General features: G+C 67.0%; 23 protein-coding genes. 6 read left to right on the plus strand and 17 right to left on the minus strand.

All coding sequences use genetic code 11. From position 1 onward, the window contains the following. Window position 1: 1 nt before the first annotated feature. The 4 genes from ACEN9F_RS16240 to ACEN9F_RS16255 all read right to left on the minus strand — a co-directional run bounded on the left by ACEN9F_RS16240 (window position 2) and on the right by ACEN9F_RS16255 (window position 4,176). Entirely contained in the window at window positions 2–802 is an 801-nt protein-coding gene (locus ACEN9F_RS16240) for a hypothetical protein (RefSeq protein WP_413421270.1), read from the minus strand. Then, window positions 795–2,168 (minus strand): hypothetical protein, encoded by a 1,374-nt coding sequence (locus ACEN9F_RS16245; protein WP_413421272.1) that lies wholly within the window; start codon window positions 2,166–2,168, stop codon window positions 795–797. The genes ACEN9F_RS16240 and ACEN9F_RS16245 overlap by 8 nt, the downstream gene beginning before the upstream one ends. Before the next feature lie 81 nt (window positions 2,169–2,249). Further along, entirely contained in the window at window positions 2,250–2,993 is a 744-nt protein-coding gene (locus ACEN9F_RS16250; RefSeq protein ID WP_413427082.1) for a DUF3108 domain-containing protein, read from the minus strand. Between the two features lie 10 nt (window positions 2,994–3,003). Beyond that, a complete protein-coding gene (locus ACEN9F_RS16255; protein WP_413421274.1) occupies window positions 3,004–4,176 on the minus strand; it encodes a DUF3108 domain-containing protein in 1,173 nt (390 codons plus the stop codon). Between the two features lie 119 nt (window positions 4,177–4,295). Between ACEN9F_RS16255 and ACEN9F_RS16260 the strand changes: the two genes are divergently transcribed. Then, window positions 4,296–4,991: a PhaM family polyhydroxyalkanoate granule multifunctional regulatory protein gene (locus ACEN9F_RS16260; RefSeq protein WP_413421276.1), complete on the plus strand. Its 696-nt coding sequence runs from the start codon at window positions 4,296–4,298 to the stop codon at window positions 4,989–4,991. 6 nt (window positions 4,992–4,997) lie between these two features. Here ACEN9F_RS16260 and ACEN9F_RS16265 read toward each other — a convergent pair whose 3' ends face one another. From ACEN9F_RS16265 to ACEN9F_RS16295, 7 genes are all read right to left on the minus strand, one after another. Next, window positions 4,998–5,213, minus strand: coding sequence for a hypothetical protein (locus tag ACEN9F_RS16265; RefSeq protein WP_413421278.1), 216 nt, complete (start codon window positions 5,211–5,213; stop codon window positions 4,998–5,000). 164 nt (window positions 5,214–5,377) lie between these two features. Then, window positions 5,378–7,111, minus strand: a complete 1,734-nt coding sequence (locus ACEN9F_RS16270; RefSeq protein WP_413421280.1) for a response regulator — start codon at window positions 7,109–7,111, stop codon at window positions 5,378–5,380. Beyond that, entirely contained in the window at window positions 7,108–7,836 is a 729-nt protein-coding gene (locus ACEN9F_RS16275) for a sensor histidine kinase (protein ID WP_413421282.1), read from the minus strand. The genes ACEN9F_RS16270 and ACEN9F_RS16275 overlap by 4 nt, the downstream gene beginning before the upstream one ends. Window positions 7,837–7,960: 124 nt before the next feature. Next, window positions 7,961–9,586: an FAD-dependent 5-carboxymethylaminomethyl-2-thiouridine(34) oxidoreductase MnmC gene (mnmC, locus tag ACEN9F_RS16280; protein WP_413427084.1), complete on the minus strand. Its 1,626-nt coding sequence runs from the start codon at window positions 9,584–9,586 to the stop codon at window positions 7,961–7,963. A 47-nt stretch (window positions 9,587–9,633) separates the two neighbouring features. Then, complete coding sequence (locus tag ACEN9F_RS16285) at window positions 9,634–10,194, minus strand: DNA-3-methyladenine glycosylase I (protein ID WP_413421284.1); 561 nt, start codon at window positions 10,192–10,194, stop codon at window positions 9,634–9,636. A gap of 3 nt (window positions 10,195–10,197) precedes the next feature. Further along, window positions 10,198–13,032, minus strand: a complete 2,835-nt coding sequence (locus tag ACEN9F_RS16290; RefSeq protein WP_413427086.1) for a diguanylate cyclase — start codon at window positions 13,030–13,032, stop codon at window positions 10,198–10,200. 204 nt (window positions 13,033–13,236) lie between these two features. Further along, complete coding sequence (locus ACEN9F_RS16295; RefSeq protein ID WP_413421286.1) at window positions 13,237–13,743, minus strand: DUF4142 domain-containing protein; 507 nt, start codon at window positions 13,741–13,743, stop codon at window positions 13,237–13,239. A 101-nt stretch (window positions 13,744–13,844) separates the two neighbouring features. Between ACEN9F_RS16295 and ACEN9F_RS16300 the strand changes: the two genes are divergently transcribed. Genes ACEN9F_RS16300 through ACEN9F_RS16310 form a run of 3 tightly spaced genes read left to right on the plus strand, consistent with a single transcriptional unit; the run spans window position 13,845 to window position 15,496 of the window. Continuing rightward, window positions 13,845–14,204, plus strand: a complete 360-nt coding sequence (locus tag ACEN9F_RS16300; protein WP_413421288.1) for a hypothetical protein — start codon at window positions 13,845–13,847, stop codon at window positions 14,202–14,204. Between the two features lie 21 nt (window positions 14,205–14,225). Next, window positions 14,226–14,732 (plus strand): RNA polymerase sigma factor, encoded by a 507-nt coding sequence (locus ACEN9F_RS16305; protein ID WP_413421290.1) that lies wholly within the window; start codon window positions 14,226–14,228, stop codon window positions 14,730–14,732. Next, entirely contained in the window at window positions 14,729–15,496 is a 768-nt protein-coding gene (locus ACEN9F_RS16310) for an anti-sigma factor family protein (RefSeq protein WP_413421292.1), read from the plus strand. The genes ACEN9F_RS16305 and ACEN9F_RS16310 overlap by 4 nt, the downstream gene beginning before the upstream one ends. Before the next feature lie 3 nt (window positions 15,497–15,499). On the opposite strand, the gene ACEN9F_RS16315 is transcribed toward ACEN9F_RS16310, so the two are convergent. Then, the gene (locus ACEN9F_RS16315; RefSeq protein ID WP_413421294.1) at window positions 15,500–15,991 is read right to left on the minus strand and encodes a winged helix-turn-helix transcriptional regulator; all 492 of its coding nucleotides are present in this window, start codon (window positions 15,989–15,991) and stop codon (window positions 15,500–15,502) included. Window positions 15,992–16,423: 432 nt separating this feature from the next. Between ACEN9F_RS16315 and ACEN9F_RS16320 the strand changes: the two genes are divergently transcribed. Further along, on the plus strand, window positions 16,424–16,720 hold the full coding sequence (locus tag ACEN9F_RS16320; RefSeq protein ID WP_413421296.1) for a hypothetical protein: 297 nt from the start codon (window positions 16,424–16,426) through the stop codon (window positions 16,718–16,720). Window positions 16,721–16,739: 19 nt separating this feature from the next. Here ACEN9F_RS16320 and ACEN9F_RS16325 read toward each other — a convergent pair whose 3' ends face one another. The 3 genes from ACEN9F_RS16325 to ACEN9F_RS16335 are packed head-to-tail and all read right to left on the minus strand — an operon-like array spanning window position 16,740 to window position 20,812. After that, window positions 16,740–17,768 carry a spore coat protein U domain-containing protein gene (locus ACEN9F_RS16325; RefSeq protein ID WP_413421298.1) on the minus strand — a complete coding sequence of 343 codons (1,029 nt, stop codon included), beginning with the start codon at window positions 17,766–17,768 and terminating at the stop codon, window positions 16,740–16,742. Then, entirely contained in the window at window positions 17,765–20,068 is a 2,304-nt protein-coding gene (locus ACEN9F_RS16330; RefSeq protein ID WP_413421300.1) for a fimbria/pilus outer membrane usher protein, read from the minus strand. Before ACEN9F_RS16330 ends, ACEN9F_RS16325 begins: the two co-directional genes overlap by 4 nt. A gap of 6 nt (window positions 20,069–20,074) precedes the next feature. Beyond that, window positions 20,075–20,812: a molecular chaperone gene (locus tag ACEN9F_RS16335; protein WP_413421302.1), complete on the minus strand. Its 738-nt coding sequence runs from the start codon at window positions 20,810–20,812 to the stop codon at window positions 20,075–20,077. A gap of 206 nt (window positions 20,813–21,018) precedes the next feature. On the opposite strand from ACEN9F_RS16335, the gene ACEN9F_RS16340 reads away from it, so the two are divergent. Further along, window positions 21,019–21,816, plus strand: a complete 798-nt coding sequence (locus ACEN9F_RS16340; RefSeq protein WP_413421304.1) for a response regulator — start codon at window positions 21,019–21,021, stop codon at window positions 21,814–21,816. Here ACEN9F_RS16340 and pnuC read toward each other — a convergent pair. Together pnuC and ACEN9F_RS16350 are read right to left on the minus strand one after the other, a co-directional pair. Beyond that, complete coding sequence (pnuC, locus tag ACEN9F_RS16345; RefSeq protein WP_413421306.1) at window positions 21,813–22,382, minus strand: nicotinamide riboside transporter PnuC; 570 nt, start codon at window positions 22,380–22,382, stop codon at window positions 21,813–21,815. The genes ACEN9F_RS16340 and pnuC overlap by 4 nt on opposite strands. Before the next feature lie 17 nt (window positions 22,383–22,399). Next, window positions 22,400–23,608: a M48 family metalloprotease gene (locus ACEN9F_RS16350; RefSeq protein WP_413421308.1), complete on the minus strand. Its 1,209-nt coding sequence runs from the start codon at window positions 23,606–23,608 to the stop codon at window positions 22,400–22,402. Between the last annotated feature and the right edge of the window lie 54 nt (window positions 23,609–23,662).

A 23,662-nucleotide genomic window follows, 5' to 3' on the forward strand; every position in this document is an offset into this window, starting at 1 on the left:
CTTAGTCCTTGGCTGGAAGTTCGGTGTCGCCGGCGTCGGCCGGCGGCAAGGCGTCGACCGGGATGTCGAAGGCCGGAATGGCGTCGATCTCCGGGTCTTCGATGCCGGCTTCGGGCAGCGGCTCCTCGTCATTGGCGGCGATCGGCGGCGAACTGCGCGGCACCGGGATGATCTGCGCCGGCGAGCGCTTGAAGACGTCGGCCAGCGCGCCGTTGATGATGCGTTCCTTCAGCTGGTCGGTATCCATCATCAGGTCCAGCAGCGGGCCCTCGACGATGATGTCGCCGCGGCGCTCGATGAAGCCCAGCTTGGCCAGGATGCCGAGGTTCATGTCGAGACGGGTCTTCTTGCCCAGCTTGTCGCCGAAGTCGGCCAGCAGCGCCTTGTAGGCGATGCCGATCGAGGTGTCTTCCGCGCGCGGCAGCGGCTTCTCTACGCCGAACATATCGTTCTGGTCGTCCTCCGCGTGCTGGTGGGTTTCCTGGCGCTCGCGCTTGGGCAGGATGATCTGCGCCCACAGCACGACCAGCAGGGCCACGCCGTCGCGCGACAGGCCGAAGTTATTGTTTTGCCAGACGTCGCGCGCGCCGAACACCTTCGGTTCGATGGCGCGGTGCAGCGCCAGCGTCACGTGGTCGGCATAGACGTTGTCCAGCAGTTTGAGGCCGGTGGCCTGCAGGCGCGCGTCGACTTCGGCGCGGAACAATTCGTCCGACAGCACGCGCTTGACCAGTTTGTCGTCGCGGCGCAGGTGCTGATGCGTCAGCAGGCGCGCGATCAGGATTTGGGAATCGTCATTCATCGGACTTGTCGCCTTCCGGATTCAAAGAAAGTGAGAGGGAGGCAAGGGACATCGCGGCCACATGCAGATCGGGCAGTTGGATCATTTCGTCGCTCGGCGTGAACTTGACCGGCAGGCGCGCCAGTTCGGCGGTCGCGCCCTGCAGGCGCGCTTCGTCGGCGTCGCCCAAGAGCGGCAGCAGCGAGGCGCGGTACGAGGCCACGGCGAACGTGGCCGGCAGCAGCGAATCCTGGACCGGAATCGATTTCGGGCCCTCGTCGGCGATGCTGGGGAAGTTGCCCAGCGCGGCGAAGTCGGACAGCCGCGCCAGCCAGTCGTCCAGCTCCTGCTGCATGGCGGGACCGTCGTTGATGGTGGTCGGCGCGTCGGTGCCGGCCGGCAGGCCGTTGGCGACGACGTTGCTGGCGCGGTCGGCCAGCAGCTCGGTCTCGGCGACGTCGATCATCTCGGCCGGCGTGATGAACAGCGGCACCACCGGCTGGTCGATCGCGCCCTCGGCGAGCGAGGCCAGGTTGTCGTGTTCCAGCAGCCAGCGCTTGATGTCGGTGGTCGACAGGCCGGACTGGCCCAGGTGCACGCGCTGGCGTTCGATCTGGTTCAGCGCGCGCGAGAACATGCCCTGCATGTTCAGCAGCGCCGATTGCGCGCGGCCGATGGCCTGCGCCGCGCGGTGGGTGGCGCTGTCGGCGTTTTCATCGGTGGTGATGGCGCGCAGGATCTCCGAGCCCTTCTCGACCCAGTCGCAGGCCATATGCCATTTCGCTTGCGAAGTGCGCAGGCGGAACTCGGAACCGGAGGCGATGGCGTCCGAAAACTCCTCGGTCAGATCGACCAGGCGGCCCAGCAGGTGGTTCAGCTGGTCGACGGTGACGCCGCCCATGACCTGGGCGCCGGCCACCTGCGACAGCAGGAAGCCCATGTCGGCCTCGTCCTCTTCCTTGCCCAGCGTCAGCAGGCCGTCGATCGCCGACAGCACGTTGCGCGCCATCGGCGTGACGCGGTACACGGCTTGCTGCGCATCCCAGGCCAGCAGCTGGTTGGAGCGCAGCCGCATCAGCACCGTCTCCAGCGATTCGGGCAGCAGATAGGCCAGGCGGGTATTGATGTCGGCGCGGGTGAAGCTGGACGAGGCGGTGTCGGCCGCCAGCTCGCGCAGCACCAGCAGGCGCACCAGGACGCCGTCGAAGCCGCCGTGGAACAGCGCCGTGAACACTTGCAACAGCGGCTGCGCGCGCTTCAGGTGATACACCTGTTCGATCTCGTCGGCCGAGATATTCGGCTGGAAGTGCGCCTGCAGGCTGTCTTGCTGCTGTTCTTGATCCAGCGCCTGCTCGGGCACCGGGTCACTTATTATAGGATCAATCATTCTCTACCATTCTGTACGCAACACGATTGCAAATATTGCAACAAAGCATCATCATCGCGGGGGCGTCAGTATAGCAGGAGCCTACTTTTTCACGACCTTTTCCAGTGTCTGGTCGACGAAGTCGCCGTCGGCGTCGTTGAAGCGCACCCGCACCGGGTACCAGTCCAGCGACGGCGCCAGCCACAGGTCGACCTGCTGGCCCTCTTTGTCGGCCGGCGGCGCCTTGACCAGGTGCACGGCCTGGACCTCGCCGCCGCCGATCTGCACCGCCTCGGTCTTGACCACCTTGAAGCTCCACGGCTCGGCGTCGCGGCGGCCGGCCACGAAGTATTGCCATTCGCTGCCCGGCTTGAACTTGTCCGGCGCGGCGCGCGCCTGCGCGGCCAGCTGCCACTGCGCGCTGCTGCGGTCCTGCTCGCCGCCCTTGATCGGATAGCTGGCGTCGCCCTCGCTGAAGCTGATGGTCTTGGCGTCGCGGCCGAAGGTGGTGGTGCTGGGGTCCTTGCGGAAGCGCTTTTCGTAGAACGTGGACGGCGCCAGGCCGAAATCGTCGAGCGCGCCTTCGCTGCGCTGCTCCAGGATCTTGCCGAAGATCGCGGCGCGGCTTTCGGTGGCGATCGAGTACTTGCCGTCGCCGGCGCGCCACTGCACGCTGGCCGTGCCGTTGATCGACAGGCCGTGCTGCCTGGCCTTGATGCTGTAGTTCAGGTCGGCGGACGGCGGCATGCTGGCCGGGCGCTTGACGCTCGGATGCTCGACGGCGGTCTCGCCGGCCTGCGCCAGGGACGAGCATGCCAGCAGGACCGCGGCGCTCAGGGTGATCATATTTTTCATCTTATTGTCCGGATGGTGTCATGGTGATGTGGGAGACGGTTTGCGTCGTCAGCGCGCCGTTCGCTTCGGTGTTGCGGATCTGGACCGGGTACCAGTTCAGGCCCGGCGCCAGCCAGATGTCCAGCCGCGACGAGTAGCTGCCCGGCTTCGGCGGCCGGGTCAGGTGCCACGTCGCCAGCTTGCCCAGCCTGGTGTCAAGTTCTTCCTCGCCGACCAGCTGGAAGCGGAACACCGTGGCTTCCTTTTCCTCGCCGACCTGGATGTCGATATCGCTGCCGAACTGGTTGGGGTCGGCCCGGCCGATGCCGCCCAGCTGGAACGGCACCGTGGCCTTGTCCTGCGCGCCCACCAGCAGCGGATAGCGGCGCTCGGACGCGGAGAAGCTGATGGTGCGCGTGTCGCGGTTGAAGTGGGTCGCGGTCTCCGAACGGCGCGCGCGCTTTTCGGTGGCGATGTCCGGCGCGATGCCGTAGTCGTCGATCGTGCCTTCGCTGCGCATCACCAGCAGGTTCAGGCGGGTGATCAGCAGGCTGACGCCCGCCTCCACCGATGCCCGATAGCGGCTGCCGTCAGTATGCCACGTCATCGCCGCGGCCCCCGTCCATTTGGTGCCGTCGGCGTCGACGCGGGCCACGGTCATGTCGAAGGCGGCCGAGGGCGGCAGGTTGACCCGGTAGCGGCGCATGGCCTCGCCCGGCACGACTTCGACCGGCGCCGCCCGCGCCGGCGCCTCGCTTGCCGCCGGCACCGGGGGCGTGCCGCTCTGCGCCTGCGCGGCGCCGGACTGCTCGGCCAAGGCCACGGCCACCTCGGTTTTTGCCATGGCGGCCGCCACCGCGACCGACATCGCGGCAGCCGCGTCGTCGGCGCCGTCGGCCACCGGCGCCAGCACCGACCCGGCCTGCGCGGCCGGCCGTGGCGCGATCGGCTTTCTTGCCGAGGTGCGGGCCTGGACCAGCGGCGCCACCTCGGCCAGCGGCGCGCTGTCGACGCGCTTGGGCAGCGTCAGCCGCAGCTGCGCGGTCATCAGCGAGGCCGGCAACGGCGACGGTCGCTGCGATTGAGAACTCAGCCGCCCACCGACCCAGTCTATCGTCGCATAGTGCAACGCCAGCGTGGCGGCACACAAGACGAGCAAACGCCGGCGCTGGAAGAGGTAGGAAACAATCGTCATGGCCGCTAGTTTAACGTGTTCAAGGAAATCGGCTGCGCCACCGCAGAAATGTTGTCAAAACCTTTTGAATGACCAGCCGATATCTGCTACGCTGAACGTTGTTCCTAGAGGAGACTTTCATGGCCAATACGCAAATGCCGGGCGCCGCAGTGATGACCGATACGCTGGACTTCGTCAAGAACCTGTGGGGCAGCATGAGCGTGCCCGGGCTGACGGCGCCCACGCTGTCGGTCGAAGAGTTGGACAAGAAGATCAACGACCTGAAGGCCGTCGAAGCCTGGCTCAACCTCAACATGAGCATGCTGCGCGGCAGTATCCAGGCGCTGGAAGTGCAGCGCGGCACCATCGCCACGCTGAAATCGGTCGGCGCCAGCCTGGCGGCTGCCGTCAACCAGGGCGCCAACGACAAGTCGATCTTCGACGCCAATCCCTACGCCTCGGCCTTCTTCCACCACGCGCGCGAGGCGGAGCCGGCAGCGGCGGCGCCGGCCGCCGAAGCGCCCAAGCCGCAGGCCGACGCCAAGCCCGAAGCCAAGCCGGGCGCGGACGCCGCCGCCCAGATGACCAATCCGGCCGTCTGGTGGAACATGCTGCAGGACCAGTTCAAGCAGGCGGTATCGACCGCGATGGCGTCCGAGTCGATGATGACCGACGCCGCGGTCAAGTTCGCGACGGCGGCGGCGGCGGGCGCCAAATCCACGGCGGCGGCGACGCCGGCCGCCAAGGACCAGCCGGACGCCGGCCCGGCGGCGAAAAAAGCCGCTGCCAAGCGCGCGCCATCCAAGCCAGCCAGGCCGGCCGCGGAAAAACCGTAACGGGAGCTACGCCAGCCGCTGGATGCGGATGGCGTCGATCAGGCCATCAGCCTGGCGCTGCACCTTTTCGATATCGATCAGGCCCTCTTCTTCGAGCAGCTTGGCGCCGTCGTGGGCGGACTGGAAACTGTCCAGGGTATCTCCTTTGGCAGCGACCGGCCGTATCCAGGCCACGCTGCCCACCTTCATCTTCACGTACACTTCCTTGGCGATATCGCGCATATTTTTTGTGCCCTTTACTTGCCCTCAATATTGACAGCGAATCAAGGCGCAGACGGGGCTGCACCGCGATTCAGTGTAATCATTTGCCGATCCGGAAACAAGCGCGCTGTTGCGCCCAACCGTCACCGCACCTGCCGCGCGCTGATTCCGCGCCTGTTCCTCACCTACCCTGGTATGGCGCCATTGGCCGCCTCGTACTCGCTGGCCGCGGCCGCGGCCACCACGCCGGACACCGGCGCTAGCAAGGCCAGTTGCTCCATCAACTGGGCGAAACGCTGCTGCCCCGGCGCGATCGCATCGACATGCATCAGCACCCCGATCGCCTCCTCCGCCAGCTCGCGCACATAGCCGGTCTGCTGCAACTGGGAGATCAAGATCTGCGCCGAATTGAAGAGGATGCGCATATTGTGCGGCAGCGCCTTGCGCGCCACGCGCATCCACTCGACCGCCTCGACCAGCTTACCGGTCTTCCACAGCAGCACGCCCTTGTTCATCATGTCGGCCGCTTCCTGGCGCGAAGCCTTGATCAGCTCCATGCCCTCGTCGCCCATGCGCGCCTTGTCGAAGATCTTCTGCACGTCCTCCAGCAGCGGCAAATTATCATGGTTGTTGCGGGTGACGTAGCACAGCAGGCCGACCGGCGCTTCCTTGACGCCGACCGCGAACAGCAGCGTGGCCATGTCGAGGCAGGTGCCGGCGTCCGGGCGCTGCTTGCTTTCGTCGGCCAGCATCACCTCCAGCTCGTCGCCGGATTTGCGCGCGCGCCGGTAGTCGCCGCTCTCGTGATACACCAGTCCCTCGGTGATCTTGGCGCGCAGCTCGACCTGGTCGCCGCCGAACTGGTGGACCGCCGCGTTGAGCAGGCGTATGGCTTCCTTGGTGTCGTTCTTCTGGCCGCACACGCGCGCCAGGCCGAGATAGGCGTCCACCGTCTTCATCACCGAGAACTCGCCGATCTCGATGCATTTGCGGAAGGCCTTTTCCGCCACCGGGATGTTGCCCAGCTTGAGCGCGGTCTGCCCCAGCGCGCGCTGGCGCGGCACCGAATTGGGCGACAGCTTGGCGGCCTTCTCCAGTACGTCGAAGGCTTCCTCGGTCTTGCCCTGCAGCTGATAGGATTGCGCCAGTTGGTCGAAGGCGTCGATATAAAAGCGGTTGTCGGCGATCACCGCCTGGAACATCAGCCGCGCCGATTCCAGCTCGCCGTTGGCCATGCGGATCTTGGCGAGGCCGCAGCGCGCCCAGTTGTAGTCGCGCTCCTCCAGCACTTTCTCGTAGACGGTGCTGGCCTGAACCGGCTCGCCGCTCTTGATCAGCAGCGTGGCCTTCATCCGCAGCAGGTCGATCGCGTGCAGCGGATTGTGGGCGATCTGCTCTTCGCACAGCCGGGCGGCGCGCAGGTAATCCTTGTCCGCAAAGGCCTGGTCGATTTCGCGGAAGATCTGCTTCTTGTGCCACACGCGGTTCAGGCGCGTCAACAGCACGCCCTCGGTGATCGGCTTGATGATGTAGGCGTCCGGCTGGTGCTCGGCCGCGCCCATCACCGACTCCACGCTCTTTTCGGCCGACACCATCAGCCACACGCTGCTGGGCAGCATCAGGTTGCGGATGCGCGCCTCCTCCAGCACCTGCTGGCCGTTCTTGCCGTCGCCCAGGTTGTAGTCGCACAGCACCACGTCGTAGCGGGTCTTCGACAACAGCACCATCGCCTCGCCGCCGCTGGCCGCCTGGTCGATATGCTTGGCGCCGAGATTGCGCAGCGATTCGCGCAGCAGCTGGCGGATGCCGACGAAATCGTCGACCAGCAGATAGCGCTTTTCCGCCCAGTCGATATCGCCTTCGGCGGCTGGATGCGTGGAGACGGCGGTGTTCATGTCGATCGCTCCGTTCGCCGTCATGGGAGCCGCAACACGAAGCAGCCGCCACCCAGCGTGCCACCGTTTTCCAGCGCGATGCCGCCGCTGCGCTGGCGGTGTTTGTGCATCTTGGCCACCTCGCTGGAGAAGTACAGTCCGAGGCCGCTGCTGTTGCTGATGAAATTGACGTTCTTGCGCTGCGCCGCCATCGCGCTGACGCCGGCTTCCAGCATGGAAGGCGGGAAGCCGGCGCCGTTGTCTTCAACCCGCAGTTCGAGGTAGTCGCCGTCGATCCTGACCGACAGCAGGATGCGGTCGCGCGTGTAGCGGATGGCGTTGTTGATGGCGTGAACCAGCACGCCGATGATCAGGTCTTCGTCCAGCGTCCAGATGGCGTGCTGCGGGAAATCGAGATCGAGCGTGATGCCGCGCGATTGCAGCAGGATGCGCGCCTGCCCCGCCGCCTGCTCGACCAGTTCGCGCACGCTGCGCGGCATCGGATCGAAAGGATAGCCGGGCTTGCCGACTTCCTTGTACAGCGCCAGCAGCTGGATCAGGTTGTCGTTGAGGCGTTTGGTCTGGTACAGCATTTGCGCCATCTCGCCGTACTGGGGCGATTCCGGTGCCGCCGCTTGTGGTGCGGCCAGCAGATTCTCCAGCGTGCCACTGAGGACGCTGATCGAATTCTTCATGTCATGAACGGTCGACGCCAGGAACATGAACAGCTCCGGGGAGCCTTCGTGCTGCTGCGCTTCTTCTTCATCCATCGTACTGTTCTCCGTGGACGGCGCCTGGCGCGCTTGGATTGTTGTCAGGTATGGATTATAGCCTGTTGACCATGGCAAGGCCAACGCCAAGCGTTTGCGCGAACGCAACAAACCGATGGTCTGCCTATTGGCTGCGCCTGCGCTGCTTCAGCAGGAAGCGGCCGGGATCCAGCGCTTCGACCAGCGTGGTTTCCAGCGGCGGCGGCGTGTTTTCCAGCTGGGAGACCAGCAGTTCGGCCATCAACGGCGCCCAGATCAGGCCCCGCGAGGCGTAGCCCAGCAAGCCGTGGAGGCCGGGATGGCGCGGCACGTCGCGCAGCCGTTCAAGGCGGCCTGCGGATGGATAGTCGGGCAGCGCGCCGGCCAGCGGCAAGCGGTCCGGCGCGGCGCAGCGGAAGCCGACACGGCCCGCCAGCGGCGCACTCGAGGCCAGCGCGGCCACTTCGTCGCCGGGGATGATCCCGGCCAGGCGGGTCAGGTTTTCCAGCTGGCTGGCGGCGCGCAGCGCGGGGTCGTCGTCGTCGTCGTAGGTCGCGCCGGCGGAGACGATGCCGTTCGACGGCGGCGTCACGTAGGCCTCGCGGCACACCACCAGCGACAGCTGCGGCGGTGCCGCGCCGTGGCCGTCGGCGCTGCCGGCGACCGCCAGATGCGTCACCTGCCCGCGCAACGCGGACAGCGGCAGCTCCGCCGCCTGCGCGATCCTGACCGCGCTGGCGCCACTGGCCAGCACCACGGTCGGCGCCTGCGCGATCAGGGCGCCATCTTCGCCGCGCACCTGCCACTCGCCATCGGCACGTTGCAAAACCACCGCCTCGGTGGCGAACACACGCCGCAAGCGCTCGCCGCAGGCACCAAGCATGGCCTCGCACAACGAAGCCGGGCGCGCCCACCCACCCTGTTCGAACAGCCATCCGCCATGTGGCGTCGGTGCGCCGATGCGCGCGCTGGCCGCATCCGCATCCAGCCATCGCACATACTCCTGTGGATAATCCCAGGCCGCGACCACATCCTGCTGAACCTGCGCGTGCCCGCCATCGCGCGCCAATTGCAGCACGCCGCAGCTGGCGCCATCGAACGCGCTGCCGACGCCGCCCAGCCGCCGCCATTCGCGCAGCGCGAACAGATATGCCGCGCGGCTCAGGCGCGTCGGGATATTGTCGTCCTTGGACAGCAGCGGCATGAAGATGCCCGCCAGATTGCCGGAAGCCTCCTGCGCCGGCTGCGCGTGACGTTCGATCAGCGTCACCTGCCAGCCGTTCGCGCACAGGCGATGCGCGGCGGCGGAGCCGGCCAGCCCCGCGCCGATCACGACTGCGCGGCGGTCGGGCGCCGGCGGCACGACGGGCTGCGGCCGGCGGCTTTGATACACCGCGGCGACATCCCGCGTGCCTTCGAGCGTCTTGCAGACGAAACCCGCCGCCGTCAGCGCCCAGACCAAGGCCTCGTCAGGCGCCTGCGCGTGCAGCGTAGCGCCATGCAGCGCCAGTTTCGCCAGCGCGCGCGCCAACGCTGCCGGGGCGGCGTCGGGGATATGGAAGTGGTCCACGCGCGCATCGATCTGCGGCAGCACCGCATCGGGCGCGCCGACCAGCAGATCCAGCAGCACGCGGCCGTCGTCCAGCACGATGCGATGAAAACCAGGGACATTCAGCGGCCATAAGGCGCGCAGCCCGGGATCGTCGACCGCCGGCACCTGCGGCGCGACAGCCAGGTAATGCAGGCGTCCGCCGCGCGCGCGCTCGGCCATGAACCGCTCGACACCGAAACCAGTGTCGAGCACGACACGCCTTGCATTCACTTGCGCGCCTTCTTGCAGAAGCAGGCCGGATCATGGTCGTCGACCATGCCGACGCCCTGCATGTAGGCATAGACGATCGTCGAGCCGACGAACTTGAAACCCAGCTTGGCCAGGTCCTTGGAGATCCGGTCCGACAATTCCGTCTTGGCCGGACGCGGCCCCTTGCCGTTGACGATAGGCTTGCCGCCCACGTAGGACCACAGCAGCTGGTCCAGGCTGCCGCCGCTGTCGACCAGGCGCAGGTAAGCCTGCGCATTGGTGATCGCCGCCGCCACCTTGAGCCGGTTGCGCACGATGCCGGCATTGCCCAGCAACTCGGCCACCTTGTCCGCGTCGTAGGCCGCGATCTTCTTCGCGTCCCACTGGTCGAAGGCGGCGCGGTAGTTCTCGCGCTTGTTGAGTATCGTCTCCCAGCTCAGGCCCGCCTGCGCGCCCTCCAGGTTCAGCATCTCGAACAGGCGGCGCTCGTCGTGGCAGGGCACGCCCCACTCGGTGTCGTGATATTCCAGGTACAGGGGATTGGCCGGATTGGCCCAGCCGCAGCGTGTTTTCGTCATGGTCTAGCCGAGTTCCAGATCGCTGGACAAACCGACGCGGCGCCGTTCGCCGCCCAGCACCAGCGGTCCTGTCAGATTGGTCAGCAGCCGCACCTCGCCGTCGGCCACCGCCTGGTCCAGCTGCTGCATCAGGCGCGGGAAGATGCCGTCCGGGCGCGTGGCCTCGGTGCTGTACAGCGCCGCCCAGGCATTGCGGCCGGAGCGCTTGGCGATGTACAGGCCCTGGTCGGCCAGCTCCACCACCTGCGACCAGGACAGCAACCGCGGCTGCTCCGGGATGAAGGGGAAGCAGGCAAAGCCGATCGAACAGGTCTTGGCCAGCCGTATGCCGTCCGGCAGTTCGAAGTCGCGTTCCGCCACGGCGCGGCGCATGCGCTCGGCCACCGCGCGCGCTTCATCGCGGTGGGTGGCGCGCGCCAGCACCAGGAATTCCTCGCCGCCCCAGCGGATCACGTAGTCGGACTCGCGGAACACTTCGCGCAAGCGCTCCTGCATCTGCACCAGGATCGAGTCGCCGGCCGCGTGGCCATAGCGGTCGTTGACTTCCTTGAAGTGGTCCAGGTCGACCATGAAGAACACCAGGTCCTTGGCCGCGATCAGGTCGCACTCGGTCAACTCGCGATGCTGGCCGGCGTCGTAGCCGCGCAGGCTCATGGCCACGTCGGCGTCGACGTTCTGCAGGAAGAAGCGGCGGTTGCGCAAGCCGGTCAGCTGGTCGGTCAGGCTGACGTCCTCCAGCGCCTTGTAGGCGCGCTCCAGTTCCAGGTTTTTCTCCAGCAGCTGGTTCTGCGTCGCCGCCACCTGGCGGTAGGCGCTGGCGTTGTCCAGCGCGATCGCGCCGTAGGCGCACAGGGTGCGGAAGATCAGCCGTTCGCGCTCGCCGTAGGCGCAGGCGTGCAGCGACTGCACCGTCATCACGCCCAGCACGCGCTGGCCCACGCGCAGCGGCGCAAACAGCAGGCTCAATGTCGGCAAGGTGCCGGGGATCAGGTTGGGCGTCACGCCCTCCTCATCGAGCTCGATAAAAATCTCGCGGCGCTCGCGCACGCAGCGCGCCGAATTGGCGTTGGGGTCGGCGGCCGATACGCGCACCGCCGGCAGCGGCTTGCCCGCCTCGATGCCGAAGGCGCACACCAGCGTCTCGCCGTCCGGCTCCAGCAGGAACACCGAGAAGTGGGTGGCGTCGAGCAGTCCGTGCACGTGGCGGTCCAGCGCGCGGAACACCGCCGCCGCGTCCAGGTGGGCGGTGATCTCCTGGCCGATCGCGCTCAGGTGCTCCAGCGTGCCGCTGGTCTGCTGCAGTACTTCGGCGCGCTGCGCCTCGGCGGCGGCCAGCTGGCGATGATGCTCGCCCTCGGTCTGCGCGCGCTCGGTCTGGTATTGCACCTGCATCGCGATGGCGCGGTTGGTGGCCTGCTGGCTGTGCGTCAGGTCGCGCGAGGCGCCGGCGCGCAGCGCGATCGAATAGGCGCGCTCGTAGTCGCCGATGGCGGCGTACTCGCGCGCGGCCGCGTCGAGCAGCGCGCCCGGCACGGTATAGCCCTCGATGGTGGCGGCGATCTCCAGCGCCAGCAGCAGGTAATGCAGCACCGGGTTCGGCGCCACCATCAGCTCCGGGCCGGGCAGCGCGTGGCGCGCATGGATGTCGGCCAGCACGTTGAGCGCGGCGATCTGGCTCGAGGCGTCGCCGTGCTCGCGCGCCAGCGCCAGCGCGCCTTGCGCTGCGGCCAGCGCGTCGTCCGGCCGCGCCAGGTGCGACAGCGCGTGCGCCTGGCCGCGCCGCGCACTGCTCTGGAAGTCCTTCTGGCACAAGGCGTCGCCGCGCGAGGCCAGGCGGGTGAAGCTGTCCAGCGCGGCGGCGTGGTTGCCGAGGTCCAGCGCCAGGTCGCCCTGGTATTCCAGCGCCACCGCGTAGGCGCGCGAGCCGGACAGCGGCGACAGCGTCGCCAGCGCTTCGCGCAGCAGGCTTTGCGCCGCTTCGCGCTGGCCCAGCTGGCGCAGCGTTTCGGCGGTCTGCATCAGGCACATGCCGATGCTCAGGGGCCAGCCGGTCGGGCGCGCCAGGTCCAGGCCGCGCTGCATCCAGTCCAGCGCCGCCTCGTGCGCATTCAGGCTGGTGAAGCCGTTGCCGATATTGGTGGCGACGATGATGGCGCGGCGGATCTGGCCGGTGGCCAGCGCCGTTTCAAAACTGAGCATCAGGTGGCCGATGGCGCGGCCGTATTCGCTGCGCTGGAAGGCGCAGGTGCCGAAGTAGTCGCTGATCCAGCCGGCGGCGATCAGCGGCACCTCGCCCAGGTCGGTGCCGAAGCGGCCGCTCCATTGCCGCTGCGCGGCCTGCCAGTCGCCGAAGGCGTCGCAGATGCCGGCGGCGGCGTCGATGACGTCGATGCGCACCGGGTCGGCGGCATCGCGCGCGGCGGCGGCCGCCTGCTCCAGCCAGCGGTCGCCGGCGGCGCTGCTGCCGCGGTCGTTGGACACCCAGGCCAGCACCCAGCAGGCGTCGGCGCGGCAGCCGGCGGCGTCGGCCGGCAAGGCGGCGGCCTGCAGGCAAAGCTGCAGCGCCTGTTCGGCCTGGTGTTGGGCGGTATCGAGTTCGCCGTGCAGCCATTCGGACTCGGCGGAAATGAGCAGCAGGCGGGCGCGCAGCAGATCGGCCTCGGCGGCCGGCAGCAACGCCAGCAGCGGCACGATCTCGGATGACAGTTGCCGCGCGCGTGCGGGGTCGCGCTGGCGCGCATGCCAGGCCAGCGCCGCCAGCAATGGCATGCGCGCCGCGCCTTGCACTTCCGGCAACGCCGCGTCCCACCGCGCCAGCTCTTCGTCGAGCGCAAACATGTCCACCAAATGAATCCTTCTGCTGTGTACTGCCCGTTCCATATCGGTCCGGTAGGCGTCATTGCCCCAGCACCGTTGTGTGCTGTTGCAGCATTATTCCACAGTTTACGGACGGCACTATATACCCACTTTAAGTGGCTGAAATCAAAGCGATTTTAGTCCCTCAAGGAAATTAATATAGTGAATGAAATATTGCAACCAATGCTATTCGGTGGTCAGCACCTGCACTCTTTGCAGGTGCGCGTCGATGGTCGGCTGCAATTTGGCGGCCAGCGCCTTGACGTCGGGATCGCTGGCTTTTTTCTGCGCCTCGACCACCGCCTTGAACGCCGCCTTGTGGTCGCTCACGCCGGCGTTGGCCAGGTAAGCCTTGTCGAAGGCCGCGCCGCTCAGCTTGTCCAGGCGGGCCGCCATCTTCTTGTGCCGGGCGTCGGGCTCGGTCGGCAGCGTGACGTTCTTGCTGTGCGCCACCTGCTGCACCGCCTGCAAGTCCTTGGTGTGGTCGTCGACCATCTGCTGGGCGAAACTCTTCACTTCCGGCGTCGGCGATTTCTTCAGCGCGATATTGGCCGCCGCCACTTCCGCCATATTGGCCTGGGCCAGCTGCTTGAGGATGCGCTGATCGCCCTTGCTCAGGGTTTGGGCGTAGGATGCGGTGGCGGCCAGCAGGGCCAGGCACGCGGCCGCGATGCGCAGTGTCTTGTGATGCATGTGAGTCTCCCGTCGAAATGCGATAAATTTTACGGACGATGGAATAAACCGGACACACCTTACGTTTACGCAAGTACCACCCACCCTCAAGGAGACTGACCATGAAACAACTGATCGCATTCGGCGCCGCCGCCCTGCTGTTGTCCGGCGCCGCCCTGGCCGACGACGTCATGAAGAAGGACGGCGTGCTGGTCAACGCCGCCGGCATGACCGTCTATACCTTCGACAAGGACAGCGCCAACAGCGGCAAGAGCGTGTGCAACGGCGGCTGCGCCGAAGCCTGGCCGGCCGTGGCGGCGCCGGCCACGGTCGCCGCGCCCTACTCCGTGGTCACCCGCGACGACGGCGCCAGGCAGCTGGCCTACCAGGGCAAGCCTTTGTACCTGTTCAAGAAGGACGTCAAGCCCGGCGACCGCAACGGCGACAACTTCAAGGACATCTGGCACGTGGTCAAGGACTAAGCGCAAGGTTCGGCGCATCCCATGCAAGACAGCGAACGCCTGATCGCCTGCATCCCGCGCCTGCGCCGCTACGCGCGGGCGCTGCTGGGCGGTCGCGCCGATGCCGACGACCTGGTGCAGGACACCGTCGAGCGCGGCTGGGACAAGCTGGCCTCGTGGCGGCGCGGCAGCGACATGCGGGCCTGGCTGTTCGGCATCATGCACAACCTGCATGTGGACCAGCAGCGCCGGCCCGCGCTGGCGACCGAGCCGCTGGACGAGGAACTGCCGCTGGCCGCGCCCGGCGGCGACGTCGCCGGCGCCCGCCTGGCGCTGCGCGACATGGACAGCGCGCTGCGCCTGCTGCCGCCCGAGCAGCGCGCCGTGCTGCTGCTGGTGGCGCTGGAGGAAATGCGCTACGACGAGGTGGCCGCCGCGCTGGATATTCCGCTGGGCACGGTGATGTCGCGCCTGTCGCGCGGCCGGGAACGGCTGCGCCTGCTGATGGAGGGCCAGCCGCTGCCCTCGCCGTTGAAGGTGATCAAATGAGCGCCCCCGTAACCGAAGCCGAACTGCAAGCCTGGGTCGACGGCCAACTGCCGCCGCCGCGCCGCGCCGCCATCGACGATTACCTGGCGCTGCACCCGGCCGAAGCGGCGCGCCTGCGGGCCTACCGCGAACAGGCGGTGGCCCTGCGCGCGCGCTACAGCCCGGTGCTGGACGAGCCCGTGCCGCCGGCGCTGGCGCTGCGCCGCCTGCCGCCGCGCTGGCGCGCCAATTCGCTGCGCGCCGCCGCCATGCTGGCGCTGGCCCTGGCCGGCGGCGCCGCCGGCTGGCTGGCGCGCGACGCCGCCGAGCCTTCCGCCATGGACGGGCAGGCCGCCCTGCCGGCCCGCGCCGCGCTGGCGCATGCGGTCTACACGCCGGAAATCCGGCACCCGGTGGAAGTGGGCGCCGACCAGCAGGCGCACCTGGTGGCCTGGCTGTCGAAACGGCTGGGCGCGCAACTCAAGCCGCCGCGGCTGGAAGCGCAGGGCTATGCACTGGAAGGGGGGCGCCTGCTGCCCGGCCAGAGCGGGCCGGTGGCGCAATTCATGTACCGCGACGCCGGCGGCGCGCGCCTGACGCTGTACGTCTCGACCGAGCAGACGCGCAACCGCGAGACCGGCTTCCGCTTTGCGCAGGAGGGGGAGGTGGGCGTGTTCTACTGGATAGACGGCAAGTTCGGCTACGCCCTTTCCGGCAGCCTGGACAAGGCGGCGCTGGCCGCCCTGGCCAACGCCGTCTATGCCCAGCTGGAACCGGCCGCCTGAGGGCTAGGCGTGCTTGCTGATCTCGATCAGGCGCGAGCGCATCACCTCGCTGGCGGCCGGGCCCGGCGCGAACATATAGTCCTCGTCGTTGATGGCCAGGCCGCTGTTGGCGTCGACCAGCACCTGGTCGGCCGGCTTGCCGGTTTCGCGGCTCACCACCAGCAGGCTGGCCCCTTCCGGCGCCAGGTGATCGTTGCCCCAGGCGATGAAGGCCAGCAGCACCGGCTTGAAGTCGCGGCCGGACTTGGTCAGCACGTATTCATAGCGCGGCGGACGGGTGCTGTACTGGCGCCGCTCCATCAGGCCGCCCTCGACCAGCCCGGCCAGGCGGCGGGTCAGCATGTTGGGGGCGATCTTCAGGCTCTTTTCAAACTCGTCGAAGCGCGACAGGCCGTAGAAGGCGTCGCGCAGGATCAGGATGCTCCACCATTCACCCACCTTGCCCAGGCTGCGGGCGATCGGGCAAGGCATGCGGCCAAAATCGGTATGTTTCATTTTCAACTCCTCGGTTCCAGGGTTATCCAGTTAGGGCGACTTGCATGTTAGATGCAAGAAAGTGTGACTTTTTTAGGTGATGGAACAGCTGTGACAATGTGTGTATATTGGCGTGCCAATTTCGTCTCCTTTTTTCCGTTGCGTTAAGCGTTATTTCCCCTATGAAAAAATCTGTTTCCCGGCCAGAGATCCACCTTCAAAAATAGGCCAAAAAACGACACTAAAAACTCTCCAAAAATCACCATATTTCCGCACGTCAATTTACGTGTAATATGTGAACATTCGCGAGAATGTTGACCTACGGTAAAATTCTTCCTGTAGATTCATCCCGCGAACTTGCTGGCTACCCCGCAGGAACCCGGAATGCGATCTCCCCCGGACTTCCCGTAGCCATCGCCTGATTGCTGCGCACCTTAAAAACGTGTGTGAAAAATGAAAACTCCTGTTAAAACATTTGCCCTCGTTCTACTCAGCCTGCCCCTATTGGCCAGCGCCGCCGGCAAGGTCGCGACCAGCACCATGCAGGTGAGCTTCGTGGTCAAGGAAGCGTGCACCGTGCAATCGACCACGACCGCCGCCGCCAAAACCCCGGCCGTCACCTGCCAGCTGAACACGCCTTACCAAATCACCCGCGGCGCCGACAAGGCCGCCGCGGCCAGCACCTCCAGCGACACCGGCATGGCGATCCGCCCTGAAGCCGGCGCCCAGGACTGGACCATCACCTTCTAAGCCGCAACGGCGCCCTCTCTCAGAACGACACCGTGGCCGTAATGGTGTCCTTGTAATCTCCCGGCGACGGCGTATTCTGCGATGGCACCAGGCCATACACGGTCTGGCTGCTGGTGCCGCCGTCCCCCGTTCCGCTCAACATCACCGTGCCGCCGCTGCCATCGCCCAGGCTGGCGCCGTCCAGCGTGTTCGATAGCTGGTAAGACACCATTTCCGTGGTCCCGGTATTTTTCATCTTGCGCGCGTTCATGCCGCCGCCGTTGACGCCGGCCGAGAACACAATCCGATACGCCGTGTTCTTGCTGCATTGGATCGCCAGGCTCGAGGTGGTGCGCAAGGCGCTGGTCAGCAGGTTGCTGTTGGGGAAGACCAGGTTGCCGACATTGAAATTGCAGTCATTGATCACATTGGCGCTCACCTGGAACGGCATCGCCACCGACGTGCCCAGCGTGCAGTCGCCCAGGCCGGTCAGGAAAAACATATAGCGCATCAGCACGCTGCCGGCGCCGAAATTCGAATTCAGCACCAGATTGTCCGGCCCGACATCGAGCCCGGACAGCGTGCTGTCGGCGTTCAGCCTGGCGAACAGGTTGACGTCCTGCGTCAGCGTGCCGACGCCGCCGGTCTTGGTCAGCGTGAAGGTGATTAGATTGGCGGGCGTGCTGGTGCCGGCCCAGCCGCCCCAGACCTTCGCCGCCGCATAGCTGGCGTCGGTGTAGATGTTGTAGTTGACCGCCCTGGCGCCGTTGGCCAGCTGCCGCGGCGCCGTCACCGTCGCCGACGAATTCGATCCCGCGCCCAGGTACAGGCACACCGTGGCGTTCGGGAACAGCAGGCTGGCGGCAAAACTGGTCCAGGTGCAGGTGACCTTGAAGTTGGCGCTGGCGTAGACATGGGTGGCGGAAATCGAGCTGACCGTGGGGAACACGATGTCGCTCTGCGCCACCGAGCAGCTGTCGGCGCGGGCCTGGCCGCACAGCAGCGCCAGCAGCAAACCCGGCGCCGGCAGCCAGCGCCGCGCCATGCCGGAAAACGGCGCGCCCATCATTGCACGCTCCGGCAAACGAAGGGGCCGATGGTCGACATCGCCTGCCCCCTGGCCTGCACATACGGGAACTCCACCATGCAGCGCGCGCCGCCCACATTCAGCCGCAGGTGGTTCAACGGCGCCAGATGGTCGATAAACGCGACGCCGTCGAAACCGACCACGGTGACGGCGCCGCTCTCGACATGCAGCACCTCGGTGCCGGCCGCCAGCGGCTTGCCGTCGGCGCCGTGCAGGATCACGCTGGCGGCCTGGTATTGCTCCACGGGGAAGTGCGCCAGCACGCCGGACAGGCGCGCCGGCACCACCGTCTGGCGGGTGCTGGCGATGCGCGCATCGAGCGGCAACGCGCTGGTGTCGATGGCGACCTGGTTGGCCAGGTAGGGATTCAGGTTGGGCACCAGCAGGTAGCCGCTGCCGCCGGTCTTGCCGATGACGCGGTTTTCCTGCAGCACCGGCACGCCGCCGACGCCGTCGGTCGACACCAGCGCAAAGCCGGCGCCGACCTGGCGCGCCGCGTGCACGCTGCCGTCCATCAGCACCAGCGCGCCGGCGGCGTCGAGCGAGGTGCTGCGGGTGCTGGCGTTTTCCTGCGTCAGCGCGGTGAGCTGGCCATAGTTGCCCAGGTAGGTGGCCTGGGCCTGGCGCAACGGCGAGCCGTTGGTGTCCACCGATTGCAGGCCCCAGCCGAAGCCGCCGCCGTAATCGGCCGAACGCTGCAAGGTCATGCTGGTGGTCTGCACGCCGTTCTGGCGGCCGCGGCTGGCATTGGCGGAAATGCGGTCGCCGAACGAGCCGCTCAGGCTGAAGAACACGCCGCGCGCGTGGTCGTCGCGCATGTCGCGGAAGGCGCTGGCGCTCAGGTACAGTCCCAGCCCCAGGCTGGCCGTGTACGACAGCGCGGCGATGCGGGCCGGCGGCAGCAGCGGCGCGCGGAAGTTCACCAGGCTCAGTCCCACGCCCTGGCCGCCCCACAGCGACAGGTTGAAGTTGACGCGGTCGCTGGCCAGCGTGCCGCCGCCGCTCTCGCGCGTGCCGAGGTCGCTGTAGCGCGGCGACGCGCGCTGGCTGGACACATCGATGCTGAAGCGCGGGCTCAGGTATTGATAGCCGACCGTGGCCTGGCCGCCCCGGCCGTCGCCGCCGCTGCCGGCCAGCGCGGCGCTGACCACCCCGGCCTGTCCCAGCCGCAGCAGCGCGCCGACGCCGCCGTTGACCACGCCCTGTCCCGCTTCGCCGTGCGCCTCCAGCGTGAAGCTGTCGCTGATGCCGCGCCGCAGCGACGCGCTCAACGCCGGCGTGCGCGCATAGCCGAAGGAATCGGTGGTGTAGCGGCGCCGCAGCACGCCCAGCTCGACCGAGTAATCGGTCAGGTCTTCGGCCAGCATGCGGGTGTCGACATACAGCGGCACCGTGGTCGAGACGGCGCGGCCGGCGCTGTCGCGCGTCACCAGCGTGGCCTGGCCGGCGCCGTTGATGCTGGACACTTGGTTGATGACGAAGGGACCGGACGGCACCGCCGTCTCGACCTGGCGCACGCCGTTGATGTACAGGCTGACCGCGCTGGGCACCACCGCCGAACCGGCCAGCGTGGCGGCCGGGAAGGTCAGCAGGTCCGGCCGCAGGTCGAAGCTCTTGCGCCATTGCACGCCGCCCATGCGCAGCGAACGGCTCCAGGTCAGCGACGAGGAAATCAGGTCGCCCACCTGCCAGGTTTCCAGTGTTTCCGGATCCGCATGCACCCAGGCCGTGTCGAAGCGGATGAACTGGCGCAGCTGGCGGCTGTAGTTGAACACGCCGGTGCTGGTGAGCACGCCGCCGGCGTTGAAGTAGCGCACCTCGTTGGCCAGCGACAGGCTGGCGTCCTGGCCCAGGCGGGTGAAGGCGTCGTAGTTGATCACCGCGCCGGGCGTGACCACGGCCGGACTGGTCTGCCGCACCGCGCGCCCGGACAGCGCCACCGGCGCCCGCAGCGCGTCGGCCACGCGCAGCGCGATGCTCTGGCGCGCGGCGTCGTAGGCATAGCCGAGGCCCTTGACCTGGTCGAGATCGAACGCGTCCCAGCCCTCGACGCCGAACAGCTTCGGGTCCAGTTCCAGGTCGCGCAGATTCTGCACGCTGCTGCGCAGCCCCGAGGTCTTGCCTCGGGTAAATCGCAGTATCAGGCCGGTCACTTCACCGTTCAAGCTTACCTCCAGAAAAAGCTCTTCCTCCTGCGGCGGTGGCGCCGCCGGCGTTTGCGCACCGACCTCGCCCACGGCCATCCATGCCAGCAGCGTCAGACAGATCAGCCGGCGCCACATGCCGGCCTATTCCACCCTGGCGACGGTACTGGCGCTCAAGGGCCGGGAATTGATGTTGGCCTTGACCGCCAGCGCCCCGCTCAAATCCGCTTCGGCCGGCGTCGGCAAGCGCCACTCGCGCACCCGCCCCGCCAGCACGTAGCCGAACAGCCCGCTCGCGATGACAAACTGCTGGCCGGCGGCGTTGCTCAACTCCAGCGCGCCGATCTGCGCGCGCTGCGTGCCGCTGTTGCGGACCCGCAACGTCCAATGGCCCTCTTTCTTGCTCACCGACCAGGCCAGCGCCGGCGCGCCGCGCTCGTCGGCCGGCAGCACGAACATCGGCACCGAATAGCGCAGGCGGATATCGACGCCGCTGGCCGGGCCGTTGCCGTCGCCGGGGATTTCATCGATCAGGATGCGGTAGCACAGCTCGCTGCTGGGCAATTGCTCGCTGCGCCGCACCAGCCGTATCACCTGGCTGCTTTTCGGTCCGATCTGGATGATGGGCGGGCTGGCCACCACGTCCTGGGTCGGCGTCAGCACGTCGTCGCCGCCCGCCTGCTCCCACTGGTAGACGCGCACCTGGCCGTAGACCGGGGCCTCGCCCAGGTTCTGCATATTGATGCCAGTGGCGCCCTGCCCCGCGCGCAGGTTGATCATGACAGGCGAAATCTGCAGGTTGGCCGCCGGCAGCGGCATGCCCGCCAGCGCCAGCGCGGCGCCCACGATCCACCTCGTTATCCGCGCCCGCATGCCAGCCATTCAGCCTCCAGGAATCCATCGGGAATGCTCAACATTGCTCCCATACAACACTCGATTCCATTATTAATGATCTAAAAAATCCATGCTTTTGCTACAAGAGACAGAAGTTCTGTACGAGTAGAAAACTATTAAAAATATTTAAAAGATAGGCATAATACGCAACAGGGCGTGATAAAACTTTATCAACCATGTTTTAAGGCTGGGCCATGCCGACCACCCTCGACCGCAAGCAGCGCAAGATCTTGATCGTGGATGATTCCGCGTTCGAGCAGCGCATGCTGGTCGATCTGCTGAGCGAACTGCCGTACAAGGTGTCGGTGGCGTTCAACGGCCTGCAGGGCTACCAGCTGGCGCTGGCCCAGCGCCCCGACCTGATCCTGCTCGACGTGCGCATGCCGAATATGGACGGCTACACCGCCTGCCGCCTGCTCAAGGCCAATCCCGCGACCGAGGACATCCCCGTGATTTTCCTCAGCGGCGCCGACGCCGACGAAGAGCGCATCATGGGCCTGTCGATCGGCGGCGTCGACTACGTTTCCAAGCCGTTCTCGTCGGGCGAACTGGCGGCCCGCATCCAGGTCCACCTGAACCTGGCGCGGCGCCACCAGCCGCCGCCGGAGGCCGATGACGACGGCCAGGCCGAACCCGACAGCGACCCGGACGCCGTCATCGTCAGCGCCGTCAAGCGCCTGATCGCCGACAACCTGGCCACGCTGCCGGGGCTGGCGGACATCGCCCGCAGCGTCGGCACCTACCGCGAAAAACTGTCGCAGGTGTTCCGCGAGCAGACCGGCATGACGGTGTTCGGCTTTATCCGCGAGGAGCGCATCCGGCGCGGCGAGGAATTGCTGAGGGATACCGATATCGACGTCCAGGACATCGCCCTGCTGATCGGCTTCAACAACGCCGGCAATTTCGCCACCGCCTTCCGCGAGCGCATGGGCGTCACCCCCAGCGCCTTCCGCCAGGCGATCCAGCAGCAGAAAAAGACCAGCCCCGGCTAGACGGCCGGCCGCGCCCGCATCTGCCGGCGCCAGAAGAACCACGACAGCAGCGCGTTGAGCCAGTAGCCGGCGTACAGCACGGCGGTCAGGTGCAGGCCGCGGCTGGCGTACAGCGGCACCGAGATGGTGTTGACCAGCAGCCAGAACGGCCAGGTTTCCAGCCGCCGCCCCATCAGCAACAGCTGGGCGACGATGCTGAACATCAGCACGGCGGAATCGATGAAGGGCGCGTAGGCGTTGGTCCAGGCCTGCAGCATCAAGCCGTAGGCGGCGGTGGCGAGCACGCCGATGCCGGCCATCCACGCCAGCGCCGTCAGCCGCGCGCGCGCGATCGGCAGCGGCGCGCCGCCGGCCCCGCGCCGCCACTGCAGCCAGCCGACGATGCAGGTGGAGATGAAGAACAGCTGCAGCGCGACGTCGGCGTACAGGTTGACGCTGTAGAACAGCGCGGCAAACATGGCGCAGCCGATGATGCCCATCCACCAGGAATGCAGGTTGTTGCGCCCGGATAAAACAATGGAAATGGCCATGACGGCGTTGGCGGCGATTTCCAGGGCTGAGGTCAACACGGCGTCCTTGCAGGCTAGTGGCGGCACTCCGGCGGCAGCAGCCGGGCCGGGATCTCGTCGCTGGCGCAGCGCCAGACGACGCGCTTATTCTCGTCCACGCGCGGCGTGAACACAATAGCCTTGCCCCGATAGTTCAGGTCGGCTGGAAACACGCGCACCACGCCGTTGCCCTCGATCATGTCGATGGTCAGCACCGCGTGGCTGGGATCGTCCATCGCATAGCCGGCCTGGCCCAGGGTGTCCGGGGCGCTGCCGTTGGCGTAGATGTAGCGCTCGACGACGTCGGTCGCTTCCTTGCCGACATTGACCGCCTGCGCCATGCGGGCCTTGGCCGTGTAGTCGTGGTAAGCCGGAATCGCCACCGCCGCCAGCACGCCGGCCAGCGCCACCACCGCCAGCACCGAACCGGCGCCGCCCACGCCCAGCCGCGGCACGAACAGCGCCAGCAGGTAGGCCAGGCCGTGCCGGCCCGGCTGCACGGTCTCGGCGCCCTGCGCCAGCCCCTTGACCACCGCCATGCGCTTGACCAGCCACGGATAGTCGCCGACCAGCTCGTGGAACGACATCCAGAAGCCCGAGGTCTGCTGCGCCTGCGCCGCATAGTTGCTCGCGCTCAGGTGGCGCCAGCGCTTGCCGCCGGCGGCCAGCGCCGCCAGCCCGAGCTGCGCGCTTTTCAAGTCGTCGCAGGCGTGGAAGCCATGGCGGTCGCAGGTGTATTCGCGGGCCCGCGCATAAGCCGCGCCCAGCAGCGGCACCAGCGCCGCCGGCGCCAGCAGCGCCGACCAGCGCAGGTGGTTGCGCTTGATGTGGCCGATCTCGTGGCCGATGTAGAAGTTGATCGCGTCCGGCTTGTCCTCCAGCGCGTCGACCACGTCGGAATACAGCACGATGAAGTTGTTGCCGAGGAAGCGCGTGGCGAAGGCGTTGAACATGCCGCCCATCTGCAGCAGATAGGCTTCCGGCGCCACCTCCAGCCCCAGCCGCTGGCAGCACACCTCGATGCGCTGGTGCAGGTCGGGGAATTGCTGCGGCGTGATGCGCACCGCCGTGCCCTTCAGGTAGGACACCAGCGCCGATTGCGCGAAGCAGTAGGAAATGAAGAACAGCAGCACATACAGCAGCGCCATGCCGACGGTGCCGATCACCAGCACCGCCCAGATCAGGATGGAACCGGCCAGCATGATGCCGAACAAGGTCTTCTCATTCTTATAAACCAATTCCATACAGCTCCCGATGCGATAAAAGTTTCCCCGGGGCTATTTTACTGGATTGTTTAA

The sequence above is a fragment of the Duganella sp. CT11-25 genome, from assembly GCF_047302815.1.
Taxonomy (GTDB): Bacteria; Pseudomonadota; Gammaproteobacteria; order Burkholderiales; family Burkholderiaceae_D; genus Rugamonas.